The organism is Ruegeria sp. CL5 (assembly GCF_056536485.1).
On record NZ_JBQFPS010000001.1, the window covers coordinates 53,742 to 70,527 of the forward strand.

Annotated in this window: 18 protein-coding genes and 1 tRNA gene; 8 read left to right on the top strand and 11 right to left on the bottom strand. The window is 55.6% G+C overall.

Going from position 1 to position 16,786, the window contains the following annotated elements:
* Position 1 precedes the first annotated feature (1 nt).
* Complete coding sequence (locus tag ACR0IU_RS00255; RefSeq protein WP_480714850.1) at positions 2-778, top strand: squalene/phytoene synthase family protein; 777 nt, start codon at positions 2-4, stop codon at positions 776-778.
* A gap of 1 nt (position 779) precedes the next feature.
* Here ACR0IU_RS00255 and ACR0IU_RS00260 read toward each other — a convergent pair whose 3' ends face one another.
* Positions 780-2,006: an MFS transporter gene (locus ACR0IU_RS00260; RefSeq protein WP_480714851.1), complete on the bottom strand. Its 1,227-nt coding sequence runs from the start codon at positions 2,004-2,006 to the stop codon at positions 780-782.
* A gap of 98 nt (positions 2,007-2,104) precedes the next feature.
* Here ACR0IU_RS00260 and ACR0IU_RS00265 point away from each other — a divergent pair, with 98 nt between their 5' ends.
* From ACR0IU_RS00265 to ACR0IU_RS00275, 3 genes are read left to right on the top strand one after another with little or no spacing between them, the layout of a single operon-like run.
* A complete protein-coding gene (locus ACR0IU_RS00265; protein WP_480714852.1) occupies positions 2,105-2,737 on the top strand; it encodes a DNA-3-methyladenine glycosylase family protein in 633 nt (210 codons plus the stop codon).
* Complete coding sequence (locus ACR0IU_RS00270) at positions 2,734-3,399, top strand: alpha/beta hydrolase (protein WP_010440258.1); 666 nt, start codon at positions 2,734-2,736, stop codon at positions 3,397-3,399. Before ACR0IU_RS00265 ends, ACR0IU_RS00270 begins: the two co-directional genes overlap by 4 nt.
* 29 nt (positions 3,400-3,428) lie before the next feature.
* Positions 3,429-3,731 carry a putative quinol monooxygenase gene (locus ACR0IU_RS00275; protein ID WP_170774106.1) on the top strand — a complete coding sequence of 101 codons (303 nt, stop codon included), beginning with the start codon at positions 3,429-3,431 and terminating at the stop codon, positions 3,729-3,731.
* A gap of 4 nt (positions 3,732-3,735) precedes the next feature.
* On the opposite strand, the gene ACR0IU_RS00280 is transcribed toward ACR0IU_RS00275, so the two are convergent.
* Together ACR0IU_RS00280 and ACR0IU_RS00285 are read right to left on the bottom strand one after the other, a co-directional pair.
* Positions 3,736-4,161, bottom strand: a complete 426-nt coding sequence (locus tag ACR0IU_RS00280) for a VOC family protein (protein ID WP_480714853.1) — start codon at positions 4,159-4,161, stop codon at positions 3,736-3,738.
* Between the two features lie 31 nt (positions 4,162-4,192).
* A complete protein-coding gene (locus tag ACR0IU_RS00285) occupies positions 4,193-4,798 on the bottom strand; it encodes an rRNA large subunit pseudouridine synthase E (RefSeq protein WP_480714854.1) in 606 nt (201 codons plus the stop codon).
* Positions 4,799-5,010: 212 nt separating this feature from the next.
* Between ACR0IU_RS00285 and ACR0IU_RS00290 the strand changes: the two genes are divergently transcribed.
* On the top strand, positions 5,011-5,598 hold the full coding sequence (locus ACR0IU_RS00290) for an HNH endonuclease (RefSeq protein WP_010440254.1): 588 nt from the start codon (positions 5,011-5,013) through the stop codon (positions 5,596-5,598).
* Between the two features lie 3 nt (positions 5,599-5,601).
* Here ACR0IU_RS00290 and ACR0IU_RS00295 read toward each other — a convergent pair whose 3' ends face one another.
* Together ACR0IU_RS00295 and ACR0IU_RS00300 are read right to left on the bottom strand one after the other, a co-directional pair.
* Complete coding sequence (locus ACR0IU_RS00295) at positions 5,602-6,063, bottom strand: disulfide bond formation protein B (RefSeq protein ID WP_480714855.1); 462 nt, start codon at positions 6,061-6,063, stop codon at positions 5,602-5,604.
* Positions 6,060-6,638 carry a YqaA family protein gene (locus tag ACR0IU_RS00300; protein WP_170470517.1) on the bottom strand — a complete coding sequence of 193 codons (579 nt, stop codon included), beginning with the start codon at positions 6,636-6,638 and terminating at the stop codon, positions 6,060-6,062. Before ACR0IU_RS00300 ends, ACR0IU_RS00295 begins: the two co-directional genes overlap by 4 nt.
* A 145-nt stretch (positions 6,639-6,783) precedes the next feature.
* Between ACR0IU_RS00300 and ACR0IU_RS00305 the strand changes: the two genes are divergently transcribed.
* A tRNA-Leu gene (locus ACR0IU_RS00305) sits at positions 6,784-6,869 on the top strand.
* 270 nt (positions 6,870-7,139) lie between these two features.
* On the opposite strand, the gene ACR0IU_RS00310 is transcribed toward ACR0IU_RS00305, so the two are convergent.
* From ACR0IU_RS00310 to ACR0IU_RS00320, 3 genes are read right to left on the bottom strand one after another with little or no spacing between them, the layout of a single operon-like run.
* The gene (locus ACR0IU_RS00310) at positions 7,140-8,174 is read right to left on the bottom strand and encodes a lipocalin-like domain-containing protein (RefSeq protein ID WP_480714856.1); all 1,035 of its coding nucleotides are present in this window, start codon (positions 8,172-8,174) and stop codon (positions 7,140-7,142) included.
* Complete coding sequence (locus tag ACR0IU_RS00315; protein WP_480714857.1) at positions 8,164-10,578, bottom strand: FtsX-like permease family protein; 2,415 nt, start codon at positions 10,576-10,578, stop codon at positions 8,164-8,166. Before ACR0IU_RS00315 ends, ACR0IU_RS00310 begins: the two co-directional genes overlap by 11 nt.
* Positions 10,575-11,222: an ABC transporter ATP-binding protein gene (locus ACR0IU_RS00320; protein WP_480714858.1), complete on the bottom strand. Its 648-nt coding sequence runs from the start codon at positions 11,220-11,222 to the stop codon at positions 10,575-10,577. Before ACR0IU_RS00320 ends, ACR0IU_RS00315 begins: the two co-directional genes overlap by 4 nt.
* Before the next feature lie 158 nt (positions 11,223-11,380).
* On the opposite strand from ACR0IU_RS00320, the gene ACR0IU_RS00325 reads away from it, so the two are divergent.
* Complete coding sequence (locus ACR0IU_RS00325; RefSeq protein ID WP_170540417.1) at positions 11,381-11,815, top strand: potassium channel family protein; 435 nt, start codon at positions 11,381-11,383, stop codon at positions 11,813-11,815.
* On the opposite strand, the gene cls is transcribed toward ACR0IU_RS00325, so the two are convergent.
* The 3 genes from cls to ACR0IU_RS00340 all read right to left on the bottom strand — a co-directional run bounded on the left by cls (position 11,812) and on the right by ACR0IU_RS00340 (position 15,863).
* Positions 11,812-13,224, bottom strand: a complete 1,413-nt coding sequence (gene cls, locus ACR0IU_RS00330) for a cardiolipin synthase (protein ID WP_480714859.1) — start codon at positions 13,222-13,224, stop codon at positions 11,812-11,814. The two genes, ACR0IU_RS00325 and cls, sit on opposite strands and share 4 nt — an antisense overlap.
* A gap of 23 nt (positions 13,225-13,247) precedes the next feature.
* Entirely contained in the window at positions 13,248-14,222 is a 975-nt protein-coding gene (locus ACR0IU_RS00335; RefSeq protein ID WP_480714860.1) for an HAD family hydrolase, read from the bottom strand.
* A 72-nt stretch (positions 14,223-14,294) separates the two neighbouring features.
* Entirely contained in the window at positions 14,295-15,863 is a 1,569-nt protein-coding gene (locus ACR0IU_RS00340; protein WP_037321012.1) for an arylsulfatase, read from the bottom strand.
* Between the two features lie 241 nt (positions 15,864-16,104).
* Between ACR0IU_RS00340 and ACR0IU_RS00345 the strand changes: the two genes are divergently transcribed.
* Positions 16,105-16,785, top strand: a complete 681-nt coding sequence (locus tag ACR0IU_RS00345; RefSeq protein ID WP_480714861.1) for a Crp/Fnr family transcriptional regulator — start codon at positions 16,105-16,107, stop codon at positions 16,783-16,785.
* Position 16,786 lies beyond the last annotated feature (1 nt).

Here is a 16,786-nt window from a genome sequence, read left to right on the forward strand (position 1 = left end):
GGTGGAGTTCGACGACGACATCAAGGCTTGTGCAGCGCTGGTGCATCGGGCCGATCCCGATCGCTTTATGGCGTCCATGGCCGCACCGGTCGAGGCACGGGCTGTCCTGTTCCCGATCTATGCGCTGAACGTCGAAGTGGCGCGCGCGCCGTGGGTGACGCAGGATAGCATGATCGCTGAAATGCGGCTGCAATGGTGGCGCGATGCCTTGCAGGAGATTGCCGAAGGTCCATCCGTTCGTCGGCACGAAGTTGTCACGCCGTTGTCGCGTATTCTCTCACCGCATCTGGCGGCGCAATTGGATGAATATGTCGCCGTAAGGCGTTGGGATATATACCGCGATCCGTTTGAGGATGAGGAGCATTTTGACTCCTATATCGACCACAGCGCCGGATCGTTGATGGTGGTGTCGGCGCAGGCTTTGGGTGCGTCGGATGAGACTGTTCTTCGAAATTTTGGTTATGCGGCCGGGATTGCGAATTGGATGCGTGCTATTCCCGAGCTCGAGTCGCGAGGTCGTATCCCATTGTTAGACGGCACACAGGATGGTGTTCGGACCTTGGCGCAGAAAGCGTTGGACCGGCTGGCGCGTGCGCGATCTGCGCGTGGCGAAATATCGGCGGCAGCACGGCCTGCACTCTTTGCAGGGTGGCAGACAGAATGGGTGCTGCAGGCGGCCTTGGCACGGCCAGAACGTGTGGCTGCGGGTGCCTTAGCGCAGGGCGAAATTCGCCGTCGGTTTTCTTTGATGAAGACAGCCGCGACAGGGCGCTGGTAAGTCAGGCAGTTTGAGGGTCTGACGGCCTCAGCACTAGCCACAACAGTGCGCCTCCTGCCAGTGTCAGCAGCGGGATCATGGCAAGGTTTACGGCTGTCCAGCCCTCAACCGCTGAGCCGCCCGAGCAATTCATCAGCCCACCCGACGCCAACGACGCAAAGGTGACGCCGCCAAAGACCATAAGGTCGTTCAGGCCCTGCATCCGCCCGCGCTCGTGCACTTCGTGCGAGTCGGCGAGCATGCTGGTGGCGCCGATGAATCCAAAGTTCCAGCCGATTCCCAGCAGGATGAGGGCGACGAAAAAGTTACCCAGATCTACACCCTGCAGGGCAACAAGGCCCGCGCCGCCGAGGATGGCCAGACCAAGGGCCACGATCTTTTCAACGCCAAATCTTGCAATTAGGTGGCCGGTGAAAAAGCTGGGAATATACATCGCCAGTACGTGGCTGGTTACGATATCCGCGGCATCACCTTCGGTATATCCGCATCCGACAACAGCCAACGGTGTCGATGTCATCACAAGGTTCATAAGCGCGTAAGAAACCATCGCGCAGATGATCGCCACTGCGATACGCGGGGTTTTTAGCAGCTCCAGCCGCGTGCGGCCCTTGGGTTCATCCTCGGTAGGCTTGGGTGGAGTGGGAATATCAAGAACGAAGAAAAGGGCAGAACCCAGTACGTTGATTGCAATCACAGCCAAATAGGTGCCCAGAAACGGGATCACATAGGCTTGCGAGGTCAGCTTTACGATCTGTGGGCCAATGATGGCCGCCGCAAGCCCCCCGGCCATGACGTAAGAAATTGCCTTGGGCCGGAACGCATCAGAAGCGGTGTCGGCTGCCGCAAAGCGATAGAAGCCATGTGCGCTCATATAGATGCCGGTCAGGAAGCTGCCAACAAGGAACACAGGGAATGAGCCGAGATAGAGGCCGTAAGCCCCGATAATGCCACCGGTAGCACCCGCTGTGGAGCCTACAAGGAACCCTGCGCGGCGTCCCCAGCGTTGCATGATGGCCGAGATCGGCGTGGCCGCCAGCATCGAACCCAGAACGATCAGTGAAATCGGCAGCGTCGCGAGGCAGGCGTTGCTGGCCAGCGATTGCCCGGCCAATCCGCCGACAATGAACATGATCGGCATCTGCGCACCCAAGATCGCCTGGGCCGCCACCAGAACGGCGACGTTTCGTTTGGCCTGACTGTCGTCGGGGGTGGCAGTGATCATTGTCATGGGCGAATGGTTATCTACGATTGAGACTAGGCACAAGCGGCTTGCATATGCGGCACATCCGCCTAACGTGCGGACGAGGATCACTTATCGGAGAGCGCATGTCCGTCGGACGCATCATCGAAACCCCGGATTGCGTGAGTGAAGGGGCCGAATGGCTGGCAGGGGCCTGCCCCCGTATGGCCTATGCGATGGAGCAAACCGGCCCTCTGCCGCTTAGGCGCAAGCCTGACGGGTTTGCCCAACTGCTCAGCGCCATTGTCAGCCAACAGGTCAGCGTGGCCTCGGCAAACGCGATCTGGAAGCGGTTGCAGGAGGCAAAACTGACCGGCCCGCGCAAGATTATTTGGGCCACGGATGATGATCTGCGGGCGGTGGGTCTCAGCCGTCAGAAAATCCGTTATGCCCGAGCCTTGGCCGAAGCGCGGATCGACTACAAAGCACTTCGTGATGCCCCGGATGACGAGGTGGTCGCAATTCTGACCGAGGTACCGGGAATCGGTGTCTGGACCGCCGAGATTTATGCCATGTTTTCGCTTGGTCGCGCTGACGTGATTGCGCCGGGTGATCTGGCGTTGCAAGAAGCGGCTCGAATTCTTTACGACCTGCCAGAACGACCAAAAGACAAAGAGTTACGTCAGATGGCTGAAGCATGGACGCCCTGGCGATCGGTTGCGGCCCGGGTGCTGTGGGCCTATTACCGGGTCGCAAAAGACAGAGAAGGGATCAGATGACACGAGTTTTGAATGCGCTACGAAAAGAGCCGGTTTCGGGGGATACACGCTCGGTCGTTGTGTTCGTTCATGGTTATGGCGCCAATGGGGCTGACCTTTTGGGGCTGGCCGATCCGCTGGGGGAACATCTGCCGGATACTCTGTTCGTGTCACCCGACGCGCCGGAACAGATCCCAGGTATGCCCAATGGGTTTCAATGGTTTCCGATTCCGTGGATTGATGGCTCGTCCGAAGAAGAGGCCCGCCGTGGTATGGAAATGGCCGTCGAGGATTTCAACGCGTTCCTCGACGCGCTGATGGTTGACGAGGATGTCCTGCCCGAACAGGTTGTGCTGTTCGGTTTCAGCCAGGGTACGATGATGAGCCTGTATGTCGCCCCGCGCCGTGAAGATCCTGTGGCCGGAATTGTCGCATTCTCGGGTCGGTTGTTGGAACCTGACTTGTTGCCGGACGAAACCGTCAGTCGGATGCCGGTGCTGCTGGTGCATGGCGATGCCGATGATGTGGTGCCGCCGCAATCGCTGCCTGAGGCGGCTGAGGCGTTGCAGGCCGCTGGTTTCAAAGAGGTCTACGCCCATGTGATGAAAGGCACCGGCCACGGGATCGCTCCGGATGGCTTGAGTGTTGCACTGGCCTTCATGCGGGATAAGCTCAGCCTCTGATCTCTGGGCGTCTACTAAAGGAGCATTTGATGCTGATCGTGACAGGTATTGTGGAAGTTGCCGAAGAAGGCGTCGAAAAAGCCTCGGTTGCTGCGCAAAAAATGGTCGCGGAAACCCTGAAAGAGCCAGGATGCATGATCTATGAGTTCAGCCAAGTTCTGGGCCATGCGACCCGGTTTCGGGTTTATGAAGAGTGGCAGGATCAGACTGCGCTGGAAGCCCACTTTGCGACCCCGCATATGGCCGCGTTTCAGGCTGAATTGGGTGAGGTCGGCGTGACCTCAAGCGAGATCTACCGCGTGATCGGGGGCGAAAAGCAGCCGCTGCGCTAGCCGGTCAGTCCCACAACCAACCTTCTGAGAACTCGACCGAATTGCCCGCCGGGTCTCGCACATACAGCGACAAGGCCCCATTGCGCCAGTCAAATTCGGCGTCGATAGGGATGTTCCAGTCCAACAGGTGCTTGCGCATCACTGCGATCTCGTCGCGGGTGAGGACAAGACATACGTGACCGGCGCCGCGAGCGCCATGTGGTGGGACCGGAAGTTCCGGGTTGCTCGGCGGTTTCTCGGTCTCGTCGGCAATGAACAACAACAGGACTGACCCGCCGATCCGATAGAAGACATGGCGGTTGGTTGCGCGTTGAATCTTTTCGAGGCCCAGTATTTGACCGTAGAAATCCTCGGCCGCGTCCAGATCGTCGACATAAAGTGCGGCTTCAAGGATCGCCGACGGGGCAGGAATGTCTGGTGTAACTTTCATGCCGTAAGTATATCACATCACGCAGTTTTTGTCATCGACGCGGACGTCGGTCGCGTTTGCGCGCTGGCGCTGCACTTATTGATGGCATCGGCAGGCTTTCCCACCGACCGGGGTCGAGGCCGTCCAGAAACCAGTCGCCGATCCGTGCACGGATCAGGCGCAGGGTTGGATGTCCGACTGCCGCGGTCATCCGGCGAACTTGACGATTGCGGCCCTCGCGTATGGTCAGTTCGACCCAACTGTCCGGTACGGTCTGGCGGACACGAATCGGTGGGTTTCGGGGCCATAAGCCTTCGGGCTCGTCAATCAGACGCGCCTTGGCAGGGCGTGTCAGCCCGTCCTTTAGCTCAATCCCATCGCGCAGTGCCTTCAGCACGGCCCCATCCGGGATACCCTCGACTTGAACCCAGTAGATCTTGGCCATCTTGTGCTTGGGATCGGATATCTGTGCCTGCAACTTCCCATTGTCGGTCAGCAGCATCAAACCTTCGCTGTCCCGATCCAAACGCCCGGCAGGATAGACGCCGGGCAGATCGATGAAATCCGACAGCGTGCTGCGAGGTGAATCCGCATTGGCGCGGTCTGTGAACTGCGGCAACACATCATAAGGTTTGTTAAAGCGGATAAACCAGGACATGCCCCCGCCATACCGCCCGGACCACGGCAGCGCAACCTGTGGATAAATGTTACTTATCTGTTACGGAATCGGCCTAAGCATTACTCGAGATGTTGTGTAAAATCGGGACTTGTCAGAGTTTTAACACGATATATAGTTAAGTTAAGGCCGGGGCGGGTGTTCCCCGCTCTGATGTCACAAACGGGCAGTACAGAGCGAGGAGCGATTCTGTTATGGATGGAGACTTCAGGACCGAATTTGTCAGGGAACCCGGTGCGCTAAGGCATCATCCGGCATTGGTTCTGAACGCCGATTATCGCCCGCTTTCGTATTACCCGTTATCCCTGTGGCCGTGGCAAGAGGCGATCAAGGCGGCCTGGTTGGACAGGGTGGATATTGTGGCCGAGTACGACGAGGTCGTCCGAAGCCCGAGCACCGAAATTCGAATACCTTCGGTCGTTGTCCTGAAAGATTATGTAAAACCCAGAAAGCGCGTGGCCTTCACGCGCTTTAATTTATTTTTGAGGGACGAATTCAAATGCCAGTACTGCGGAAGCCGCGGAGAACTGACCTTTGATCACGTCGTCCCGCGCGCTGCCGGAGGTGTGACCAGTTGGCAGAACGTCGTGGCAGCCTGCAGCCCATGCAATCTGCGTAAGGGGTCAAAGTCGCTTCGGCAGGCCAGAATGTCTCTGAGCAAACCGCCGCGTCAGCCGGACGCTGAAGCCCTTAGAAATATTGGCCGTAAGTTTCCACCTAACCATCTGCATGATAGCTGGATTGATTTCCTGTACTGGGATGCCGAATTGGATCAGCAATAACACCTAACGCACGCGCCAAGCTGCGATCCAGACCAGGACCAGACCCGCCGAGATCAATCCATTCCAACCGGCCATTGATATCCCGAACATTTCCCATGGAATTTCATCACAGCGCACTAATGGGGCGGACATGATCTGGTTCATCAGTTCTTCGGCGCTGAGGCCTCCAATATCACCAGAAGTGCATGTTGATGGGCCTTCCCACCAGCCTTGTTCGACACCCGCATGATAGAACCCGACCCCTGCGGTTGTGGCTGCCGCAAGGGCTCCCAACAGGGGCAATGGTCGAATGCCCGGAAATGTGAATGCGAGCACACCAAGAACGATCGCCACGCCGTGCGGATAGCGTTGCCAGATGCACATTTTGCATGGCGCAAACCCGCCGATGTATTGAAACCCCCAAGCACCTAGCAATAGGGCGGCCGAACCTGTGGTTGCAATAAGTATGAGCGTTTTCTTGGTCATAGGTATTTCACAACAAGGAAGCCACCAAACAGCAGCACGATGAACAAGGTGAACATCAGACCCAACCGCTTTTCGATGAAATCGCGGATTGGCTCACCAAATTTCCACAGCAGTCCGGCAACAAGGAAGAACCGCAATGCGCGTGCCAGAATCGAAGTGGCAATGAAAGTCCCCAGCGGCATCCCGGTCCAACCGGACATGATTGTGATGACCTTATAGGGGAACGGAGTTACCCCGGCTGCGAGCACGGCCCAGAAACCGAAATCGTTGAAGCGGGTGTTAAATTCTTCCATCGCGTGGGCCTTGCCCATGGCTTCGAGAATTGGCTGCCCGAGGCTCTCGTAGAAGAATGCTCCGATGGCGTAACCCAGCATTCCGCCCAACACAGATGCCACCAAGGCAACGGTGGCGATCAGCCAGGCGCGCGATGGTCTCGCGATGATCATCGGAATCATCAGGACGTCGGGTGGAATCGGAAAGAAGGAGCTTTCAACAAAGGCCACAATGGCCAGTGCCCACAGCGCATGAGGATGTTCGGCCAGACGAAGGGTCCAGTCATAAAGTGGTCGTAACATAAAGAACTGTTGTCCTGATAACTGTTGTTGCAAGGCAAACCACGCACCTGCCTGACCGTCAACCTCCGTTGCCGAAACAATCGATGCTCTGGTTGTTTTTTGCCTCTGGACCTTCCTGCGCATGAGCGCTAATCCATTGTTCGTGGCCCAAGTGGCGGAATGGTAGACGCAGGGGATTCAAAATCCCCCGGTAGTGATACCGTGCCGGTTCGAGTCCGGCCTTGGGTACCAAAGTAAAAACAGTAGGTTAGGGGAACCGGCCTGCTGTTTTTTCTTTTTGGCGATTTTGTTTTGTCACAGAGAAACCTCGCATTCCTGCGCTAGTCGGTAATTTGGCGATATCAAGATACATTATTCGGTGACTGGTTAGACGTTCAGAAAATCGAATCTATTGAGTTTTCGGTAAATATCTTATTTTGTTCGGTATTCGCCGTATTGGTTTGAGTATCAAATGCTCTCCATGGGCATCTCAACAGATCTTCAAGGGTGGTCGCTTCATATTCAGTACCCGGTCATTTCCAGATACCCCCGTCCTAAATGGCTGCCAGAGATCGTGACTGGGCCTTCCCAATACTCGAACCGAGTCCCCATCCAGGCTTTGGGCGTTAGGGCCGATGCAACAACATCAACACCTTTCTCAGGCAGTGATATTTGCCATCCGGTAGGTATATCGCGTTGAGCGACGCGGTTTGTTTCTAGTGGCGTCAATAGTACCGAACCGTCCGGCAGAGATGTTGTTTGCCCATCCGCCTCGATCCATGTGGCAGCGGTGAATTCCCCACGTTCCCCGCGCAGGCGAAACGCCATCAATTTGTCGCCGCTGTCAAAGCTGAGCGAAAACCAGTCCCAACCGCGTTGATCTTCGGCCAATGGTTGCGAGGACCATTCGCGGTCCAGCCAGCCCTGTCCAGTCACTTTGATGTCTTGATCTGGTAGGTGAAGGATACCTTCTACTGTGTAGAATGGCTGTGAATAATAGTAGCTGGCCTGCCCATCGGCAGATTTCACGGAATAACCCCTGTCGCCGTGGAACACCAATGGGCCTTGCGCTTGTAGGCTTAGGTCGTAACCAAAGTCTGATCCTGACGCGCTTAGACTCAATTGGGTCAAATCGCCTCCACGCATATGCCACTCGTCGATCCAGGCTTCGAAAGGTTGGTCGGTGACACCGGCCTGTCCGATACCTCCACGGGATAGCCGTTCCGCGAAATAGTGCGTGTCTGATGTTGTTACTGCTGCGTGACCCATCCAGATCTGAGGGCTCTGCCAGCCCTCTATCTCAGTTGGTTTCAGGGCCGACCGGAATAAAGTCCATTGAACACCATAGTCATTGCCTTCTGCGTCTTTGAGATTTGCAGTCAGATACCACCATTCTATCCGGTAAGAAGGGTGCGGGCCGTGATCTTTCGGGAACTGGAATTGGTAACCTGCTTCAGGCCGCGCAAACCCTTCGGCATTACCTCCCAACCCGGCATAGCTTTGTGCCCAACTGGCTATGGGAAACATTAAGAATAGGAAGAAAGCTCTAACGTTCATTGGCAAAAACCTGTAGCAAAGCCGCAGGTGGTAGGCGGAGTAATCGCCAGGCAGGCCAAGCGGCGGCAAGAGTCGCGGCAATCAATGTCAGCAGAAACAGCGCCAGCCAATCACCCGGAAACAGACGCATAGGCAAACGCCAACCGAATGCCTGTACGTTGATCACGGCCAACAATACCCAGGCCAATATCAGCCCAAGTGGCAAAGCCAGACAGGCAGTTAAAGCAGCAAGCAGAGCGCTGCGCAAAAGTTCCAGCTGGGCAAGTTTCGAACGTGTCAGACCCAACGCCCAAACCGGCGCGACCTGCGGCAAGCGTTGGGTCCACAACGTCAGCAAACTGGTCAAGATCGCAAATCCTGCGACGCCTAAGGTCAGCACGTTCAGGGCTGAGGTGATGACAAAGGTTTTCTCAAAGATAGAAAGCGACCGGGCCTTCATGGCAGCTTGTTGCACCACGGCCGTGGGCGACAGTTCAAACTGGGCACGCAACGCTTGCGCCAACTCCGTGGCTTTCTCTGGCGCAATGCGGATTCCAAAGCGCCGGGTTTCCGTATCCGGAGCTATCCGATCCAACATTGGCATTGATACGATCGCCTGTCCGGTTGGGTTCCCGTAGTCGGAATAGACCCCGCTTATGGTCAGAACGTGCTCTGGCGTGATCGCGACCGTATCTCCCGGCCACAAATTCGCACGGCGGGCAAGTTGTTCGTTGATCAGAATTGCGCCCCGGTTCAGGACGCTGTCCCAGACATCAGGTTCTTTAGCGATCAGTGGCCAGTTTTGGCGATAGCTTTGGTGATCGACGATCCCATACAGGAAAAGCGGTCCGGTTTCGTGCGGTATCTCGGTACTGCGGATCGGAAGGATTGCTGAAGTTCTTGGTGCAAGCCATTGGGTAATCGCCTCAGCTTGGGTTTCATCCGCAGCGGTCACGTAAAGCTCCGAAGTTAGACGTTGATCCAGCCATCCGGTGAAGGTCAGGCGGAAACTGGAAACCATGGTTCCAACTCCGATATTTGCCGCCAGCGCCAGCAATAGGGCCATTAGCGCCAAGGAAAGCCCGGGCAGTTGCGCGCGCATATCGGCAAGAACCCATTGTGTGACCGGCGCTTTTGCCTTTTGGATCAATAGGCCCAACACAGCCGAAATGAAAAGTGGCAGTACCAATGCAGCCCCGGTCAATACTCCGGCGAGCAGTGTAAATCCGGCAATAAGACCGCCGAAAGTAATGTAGGCAATGATGCCCAAAGCAATCAAAGCAAATCCGAATCCGCCAGAAATCCAGGCAGATATCTTTCCGCCTCCCCAGGCCTGCAAGCCGGGTCCGGCGAGTATGGGCATGCGGGAAAGCCGCCAGAGCGCTTGCCCGCTTGCAGCCAGAGTGCCACCTGTTGCCATGGCAAGACCTGCGGCGACCCATTGAGGGCGCAGTGACATTTGCCCGTCGATTGGTGCTCCGTAGAGGCCGCGCAAGGTTGAAGCAACGTCTGGAAGAAGCGCACCGGCCAGGAAATATCCTAGCACAAGCCCGAATAGGCCTCCGATCAGAGCCAGCAATAAAAGTTCACCCAGAACAATCCCGATCAGGTTCCGCATTGGAAGACCCAAGGCCCGCAATGTTCGGATTGTGCCGCGTCTCTGCGCGAAAGCTAGGCCGACGGTACCGTGGACGATGAACAAACCAACTGCGAATGACAGCAGACCAAAAGCGGTCAGGTTCAAGTGAAAACTGTCGGTGAGTTGGGTGGTATCCAATTGTGAAGATGGTGCAATACGCTGCAGTTCAGGTGCGATTTCCGACAGAGGTGGCAATTTGCGAGGCTGATCCGGCAAAATTATCAGTCGGGATATTTGATTGGGGCGGTTGAGCAGTTGCTCGGCTACTCCGATATCTGTCAGGGCCAGATCAGGCGGTAGCGCGCCGCTGGTAAGAATTGGTGGAAATCGGTCAGCGGATTGAAATACCTGCGAAAGTTGAGGCGACATCAGGAGCCGTCCCGGAGCTGTCAGCATATCAGCCGGATCTGGCGCATTGGTGCTTTGCTCGAGTTGCATAATGGCGGGCAGGGCAGGATAAGCGACCATATCCACGCCCATTAGGCGTATTGAACGGCCATTTACGCGCAGTGTGCCCTCGAGCACCGCGGCAACCTGCCAGCCTGCGCGCCTGAGTTCCGTATATCGCTTCAGAGGGATCATGGACCCGGTCGCGCGCAGCTCGTCAAACTGTCCAATCGCAAGCTGTGCGCTGGCGCGCTCATAACTGGCACGCGCCTCGGCGTTGATCGCTTGTACCGCCGACCAGAGGCAGGTCGCCAGCGCGATGCCGGTCAGAAGGGTCAGCAACTGCAATGGATGCGCCCGCCAATGGGACAGCAATGCCTGGACTGCAGCGCGTGTCATTCGATCCGTCCGCCCGTCAAATTGGCACGACGGTCCAGTCTGCTGGCGATCTCGTTCGAGTGGGTGACCAGCAAGAGGGCGGCCCCTGTATCGGCCACCAATGAAAGCATCAGATCCAACACTACCGCGCTTGCTGTCTCATCCAGATTACCCGTCGGTTCATCGGCCAGCAGTAATCGCGGCCGGATCGCCATGGCCCGCCCGATGGCAACGCGCTGTTGCTGCCCACCCGATAGATGTTCAGGGTAGCGGTTCCGCAGATCGGCCAGTCCAAGACGCTTGGTCAGATGCTCGATCCACTCTGGGTCCTCACGTTCAGCAAGCCGCGCGTGGATTGAGAGGTTTTGAGCGATGGTCAGCGACGGGATCAGATTAAACTGCTGGAACACCAACGACAGCGTATTTCGGCGCAAGGCAGCACGCTCAATGTCATTCAGAGACGACATGGGCCTTCCATCCAGAGTGATTTCCCCGCCATCGAACCCATCCAAAGCGGCAACCAAGTGCAGCAAAGTGCTTTTGCCGCTGCCGCTTTCCCCGGTCAGCGCCAGGGTCTGGCCTTGTTCCAAGGTCAGCGAGACATCATTTAGGACCGGGCGTCCGCCGGGATAGGATTTTTGGACGTGATCAATCGATAGCAACATTTGAACACTCATTCGTTCTGTCACAATGTGCAGCGCAACGAAACAGTGTCCAGAGCAGAGATCGGTTCTATTCGCCGCAGCCCCGCACCTTGAGGGCGGGGTTGTCCAGCGCGCGCGAAAGTTCCATGCTGGCTGCAATCGGAACAAAGGCCATCTATATGACATTGTCGCAGCAGATTATTTGGGGCAGCTTTTACTTAGGTATTTGTTTTCTGATCGAAATCATGCTGCTGACATGGTGCGTTCTGGTCATCCGCAAACTCGTCGAAAGATGGGAGACCCGGAGCACGATCCTGGCAACCGCGGGCCCGATCAGCGTTGCGCTCGTGTTCATTGTGCTTACCCATACGGTACAAGTTTGGATCTGGGCGATTGTATGGGTGTGGGGCGATGTGCTGCCGGATTGGAATTCGGCCCTCTATTTCTCGTTGGTGACTTTCACGACGCTGGGTTACGGAGACATCGTATTGGGCGAAGGCTTGCGTATTTTCGGCGCATTCGCCTCGGTTACTGGACTACTGGCATTTGGGCTGTCTACGGCATTCCTCGTCGCCCTGATGACGCGGGTGTTTGAAGAACGGTTCCTGAACTAGAGGATGGGTGCAAACAGCCGTGCGAGCGGCGCAAAAAACCGGATATGAAACGGCTGCTGGGGCAAGTCGCGTGTCAACTCGTAGCTAGAATGAAAATCGGTTTCCAGCATGTCAGATACAGCGCCTGCCGCGCGGGGATCAAAAAACAGCGCCATCGCCTCAAAGTTCAGGCGGAAAGACCGGTTGTCCAGATTGGTGGTACCAACAGCTGCCAGTGTATCGTCAACGACAAACACTTTCTGATGCATAAATCCATCGGTATAGCGAAACACACGTGCACCGCAGTCGCGAATTTCATCGAAATAGGCAAATGCCGCTAGCCAGGGCAGGCGATGGTCGATGACATCCGGCACGAGAATCCGCACATCTACGCCACGCAACGCCGCGTGCTGCAACGCGGTCATGATGTCGATATCGGGCACAAAATAAGGTGAGGCGATCCAAAGCCGTTCCTTGGCCTCGGTGATGGCAGAAAAGAACATCATCGCGCCGGTTTCGGTATCATCGCCCGGACCAGTAGCGACCAGCAACGCGTTCATATCCTGTTCAGATTCGCTGCCTGCCCAATCGAGCTTATCGATCAGGTCTTCGTTGCGTGCCCAGTGCCAATCTTCGGTAAAGATTAGTTGCAACTGCCGCACAACATGACCGGTCATCTTAATATGCGTGTCCCGCCAACGCCCGAACCGAGGGCTTTGCCCCAGATACTCTACACCAACGTTGTGGCCGCCGATGAAGCCTGTCTCACCGTCAATGATCACGGTCTTTCGATGGTTGCGATAATTGAGTTGAAAGCGGAAGTTCGGCCCGCGCTGTTCGCGCGGATCAGCCACATCCACACCCGACCCGCGCAGTGTTTCTAGATAGCTCGACGGCAGGCCATAGCTGCCTACGGCATCAGTCATAAACCGAACATGAACGCCGCGTTTGACCGCTGCAATCAGCCGATCTTGTACTTTGCGCCCCAGCTCATCATCGCGCACGATGTAGAATTGGATCAGGACATAATTCTCTGCCCCGTCGATTGCGTCCAGTATTGACTGAAAAGTGGCATCACCATCAATCAGTAATTCGGCTCCGTTGCCGCGTGAGACGGGTAGGTGGGCCAGAGCCTCGAATGGCCGCGGATTGATGCGCAGCGTCTTAGGATCAGGTTTCGAGTAGTCGGCAAAGGTTTTGATCCCTTCCACCACACGTTCGCTTTCCTGTCGCGCGATGCGATAGCCTTTGAAGCGGTGGTGCCCCAGAAACAGATAGAACGGAACGCCAAACACCGGCGCAGACAGCAGGAAAACCACCCACCCAACTGCACCCTGAGGTGTACGCGCCGTTTGCGCAGCGCGCACGGCAAAGACGACCGCTAGGCAATAGAGAGCAAACAGAAAAAACGAAACGAGCAATGTCCACATGGGCGCGCAATGATCCGGTTTGTTTAGTTGGCCCCAGTGTAGATGCGCGACCAGTCATTGGCCATATCAACGATGACCCACCCCATATCAGGGCCTTTATCCAACCCGTCGACAAGACGCCCGATCGGGCTTTCACGGTCATAGGCCCACTCGCGGGCAGCATCCGTATGATGGATCAAAACACCGAGCCGGGGCCCGTCTCCTGAAGTGGTCCACTCAAGCATAGCAAAATCGCCGTCCGAGTTTCCTGCAGCGAATATCGGGCGCTTTCCGATGGTGCGTTCGATATTGATCGGCTTGCCTTCTTTATCATCGATGAAGGCTATGCCAGGAGCCTTATTTATCACTGGGGTGCCGTTAACGCTGTCATAGGTGGTCTCACCGTAGGTGCCCAGAATTTGTTCTGGGGGAATGCCATATGCCTCTTCCGCGAAGACGCGCATGAAGTGCAGCCCACCGCCCGAGACGATGTATGTTTTGAAATCTTCATCCCGCAGATAGCGCAACAGCTCGACCATCGGCTGATAGGTCATCTGGTCGTAAGGCAGATCGGTCTTCGGGTGTCGTGCAGTATCGAGCCAATCGGCGACCGACGCCTGGAAAACTTCTACGCTGCTGCCGGAATGCGACGCGTTAACCACTTCGATCAGAGCGTCGTGCCCGCCTTCAAGAATGGTTTGCAGATCACCCTCGGCGGCCGCTTTCAGGGCTGGGGTCGATAAGATCGATGGGTCTTGTTCAGCAAGCTCTGCCAGTTGGTCCATGGCAAAAATGAACTGAAAATAGACCGGTTGTTCGGCCCAGAGCGTGCCGTCATTGTCAAACACCGCGATCCGGTCGGCGGGGGTGACATAGTTCGGACCTCCTGGATCTGTGACGTTGCCTATGAACTCAATAATCGTATTTTTTGAATCAGAATCGTTCCAACTCGGAAGTGGGTCTGCGAACAGTGTGAGGGGGGTGCAGCTGAGCACGGCAGCTAGAGCGGCGTATCGCATATGACTCTCGACATTTTCAAAAAGGAAAAAGGCCGCCCTGTAGAGGGCGACCCTAAGAGTTACATTCAAGGCCTAATTGTTGGTCGGTGTTGTTAGCTTCTCCATAACCTGATCCAAGTTGAAGCTGGCCGCTTTCTGACGTGGTGGGAATTCCTGGAATGTGCTCAGGAAACTACCAACATACTGCTGCGCTGGAACTAGGAAATAGGCTCGGTCCAACAGCCAATCGTAATAGGTGTTAGAGGTCCGGTAGGCCCGTTCATACGGATCACGGCGCAGGTTGACGATCAAGGGTATGCGCAGCTCGGTCCAAGGTTCGATCCAGGCCCTCAGAGTTGCCCAGGCTTTCTGCTCCAGGAATATTAGCTTCCAGTCTTCGAAGCGCAGCGCCGTTAGGTCTCCGTCATCCGAGAAATAGAAAATCTCTTTGCGAGGACTTTCGGCAGTCTCACCAGTCAACAGAGGCAGGATGTTATAGCCATCCAGGTGCACCTTGTATTCGCGCCCCATACCAGACGAGCTATAACCTGCCTTCAACTTGTCCTTAATTTCGGGATCACCGGCGACCGCGAGGTATGTTGGCAACCAGTCCATGTGGTGCACGATCTCGTTGGTGACAGATCCGGCTTCGATCTGACCGGGCCAGCGGACCATCGAGGGAACGCGCCATCCGCCTTCCCAGTTGGTGTTCTTTTCACCCCAGAACGGCGTTGCGGCCGCATCGGGCCATGTGTTCATGTGCGGACCGTTGTCTGTGGAATAGTGAACTATGGTATTGTCGGCGATGCCAAGCTCGTCCAGCAGATCCAGCAGCTGACCCACATGCATATCATGTTCGATCATGCCCGCGGTGTATTCATCCGCAACGCGACCTGAGATTTCATTGGCTTTTGCGCGCATCTCGTCTTTGACGTGGGTACGGAAATGCATGCGGGTACCATTCCACCAGACATAGAAGGGTTGCCCTTGCTCATGTGCCCGCTTGATGAAATCAATCGCCGCCGCCACGGTTTCGTCATCAACAGTTTCCATGCGTTTGCGGGTCAATGGTCCCGTGTCTTCGATCGTACCATCTGACTTTGATTTGATAACGCCGCGCGGCCCATACGCCTCGCGGAAGGTGCGGCCATCAGCCAATACCCGGTCACCCGGATAGTCCTCGTTTTCTGGTTCTTCTTCAGCATTCAAGTGATAGAGATTGCCAAAAAACTCATCAAAACCGTGGTTTGTTGGCAGGTGCTCATCCTTGTCTCCAAGATGGTTTTTGCCAAACTGACCAGTGACATAACCGTGGTCTTTCAACAAACCAGGTATGGTTGGGTCTTCGACCTGCATGCCAAGATCAGCCCCCGGAAGACCGACCTTCGACAGGCCTGTCCGGAACACGGACTGTCCCATGATATAGGATGAGCGACCAGCAGTGCAGGATTGCTCACCATAGTAATCGGTGAAGATCATGCCCTCATTGGCCACGCGATCGATATTGGGTGTCTGATATCCCATGAGGCCCATGGTGTAGGCTGAGATATTCGATTGCCCAATGTCATCGCCCCATATCACAAGAATATTAGGTTTTTGATCCTGCGCCCAGGCGGGCAGTGCAAGCGCAACAGCAACGGTTGCCACTGCGAACTTGCGCATCGATTTGCGCCAGCTATCTGCAATCATTTGTGGAGGTGACATAGGGTGCTCCTGATTAAACGAGCCTTAATGGCCCAGCAAATTTAGTTTTAGAGGCAGCGGCTAAATTGAACTCGATAGCCGCGTGCAAACTGTTGATTACCGGAAGAAAAAATATGTAATGGACCGGGAATCGAACAGAACTACTTTAAACGATGAAACGTGTCTAAAACCTATCATATGATCATTTTGAAAGATACAAATGTTTGATAATGATGATGATATGCAGATCCTGACTCAAACCGACTGGTTTGGGGCACGCGGGCCGAAATTTCAGAATGATCTGATGACTTGTGCGGTTGTCCGAACGTTTGAACCAGGCGAAACACTCTATCACCATGGTGACCCCGCAAATGGTATTCACGCTGTGCTTGATGGGTCTGTTCAGATCACGGCACCCGCCGATGACGGGCAAGAATTTGTTGTGCATCGGGAAGGTGCAGGTTTCTGGATTGGAGATCTTGCTCTTTTTGCCGAAGCGCAAAGACTGGTCAGCGTGATGACCGCCCAACAGACGCGTACATTGTTTTTTCCCAGTTCACGGGTGGAAAGAATGGTGCAAGAGAATCCGGAATATGTCCGCGATTTCTATGCGTTAACACGTGAAAACATGAAAACAGCCCTCAGGATTATGGCCAACTTGGCAGTTACAGGATCGGAGAAGCGCCTTGTCTTGCGTCTGCTGCATTTGGACGAGGGTGCCTCGAAATCCGACGGCTGGATTATTGTATCGCAGGATGAGCTGGCTGCGATGGTCGCAGTGTCTCAACCAACGTTGCATCGTAACCTGCATCGACTTTCAGGTTTAGGCCTAGTTGAGCTGGGATATGGTCGACTACGTCTGATCGACAGGCGCAAACTTATCGCAAGCTGCCAAAGTTGAA

Coding starts and splice junctions, on each gene's coding strand:
- ACR0IU_RS00260 (WP_480714851.1), bottom strand. CDS start 2,006: ATGACAATGATCACTGCCACCCCCGACGACAGTCAGGCCAAACGAAAC.
- ACR0IU_RS00265 (WP_480714852.1), top strand. CDS start 2,105: ATGTCCGTCGGACGCATCATCGAAACCCCGGATTGCGTGAGTGAAGGG.
- ACR0IU_RS00270 (WP_010440258.1), top strand. CDS start 2,734: ATGACACGAGTTTTGAATGCGCTACGAAAAGAGCCGGTTTCGGGGGAT.
- ACR0IU_RS00275 (WP_170774106.1), top strand. CDS start 3,429: ATGCTGATCGTGACAGGTATTGTGGAAGTTGCCGAAGAAGGCGTCGAA.
- ACR0IU_RS00280 (WP_480714853.1), bottom strand. CDS start 4,161: ATGAAAGTTACACCAGACATTCCTGCCCCGTCGGCGATCCTTGAAGCC.
- ACR0IU_RS00285 (WP_480714854.1), bottom strand. CDS start 4,798: ATGTCCTGGTTTATCCGCTTTAACAAACCTTATGATGTGTTGCCGCAG.
- ACR0IU_RS00290 (WP_010440254.1), top strand. CDS start 5,011: ATGGATGGAGACTTCAGGACCGAATTTGTCAGGGAACCCGGTGCGCTA.
- ACR0IU_RS00295 (WP_480714855.1), bottom strand. CDS start 6,063: ATGACCAAGAAAACGCTCATACTTATTGCAACCACAGGTTCGGCCGCC.
- ACR0IU_RS00300 (WP_170470517.1), bottom strand. CDS start 6,638: ATGTTACGACCACTTTATGACTGGACCCTTCGTCTGGCCGAACATCCT.
- ACR0IU_RS00310 (WP_480714856.1), bottom strand. CDS start 8,174: ATGAACGTTAGAGCTTTCTTCCTATTCTTAATGTTTCCCATAGCCAGT.
- ACR0IU_RS00315 (WP_480714857.1), bottom strand. CDS start 10,578: ATGACACGCGCTGCAGTCCAGGCATTGCTGTCCCATTGGCGGGCGCAT.
- ACR0IU_RS00320 (WP_480714858.1), bottom strand. CDS start 11,222: ATGTTGCTATCGATTGATCACGTCCAAAAATCCTATCCCGGCGGACGC.
- ACR0IU_RS00325 (WP_170540417.1), top strand. CDS start 11,381: ATGACATTGTCGCAGCAGATTATTTGGGGCAGCTTTTACTTAGGTATT.
- cls (WP_480714859.1), bottom strand. CDS start 13,224: ATGTGGACATTGCTCGTTTCGTTTTTTCTGTTTGCTCTCTATTGCCTA.
- ACR0IU_RS00335 (WP_480714860.1), bottom strand. CDS start 14,222: ATGCGATACGCCGCTCTAGCTGCCGTGCTCAGCTGCACCCCCCTCACA.
- ACR0IU_RS00340 (WP_037321012.1), bottom strand. CDS start 15,863: ATGCGCAAGTTCGCAGTGGCAACCGTTGCTGTTGCGCTTGCACTGCCC.
- ACR0IU_RS00345 (WP_480714861.1), top strand. CDS start 16,105: ATGTTTGATAATGATGATGATATGCAGATCCTGACTCAAACCGACTGG.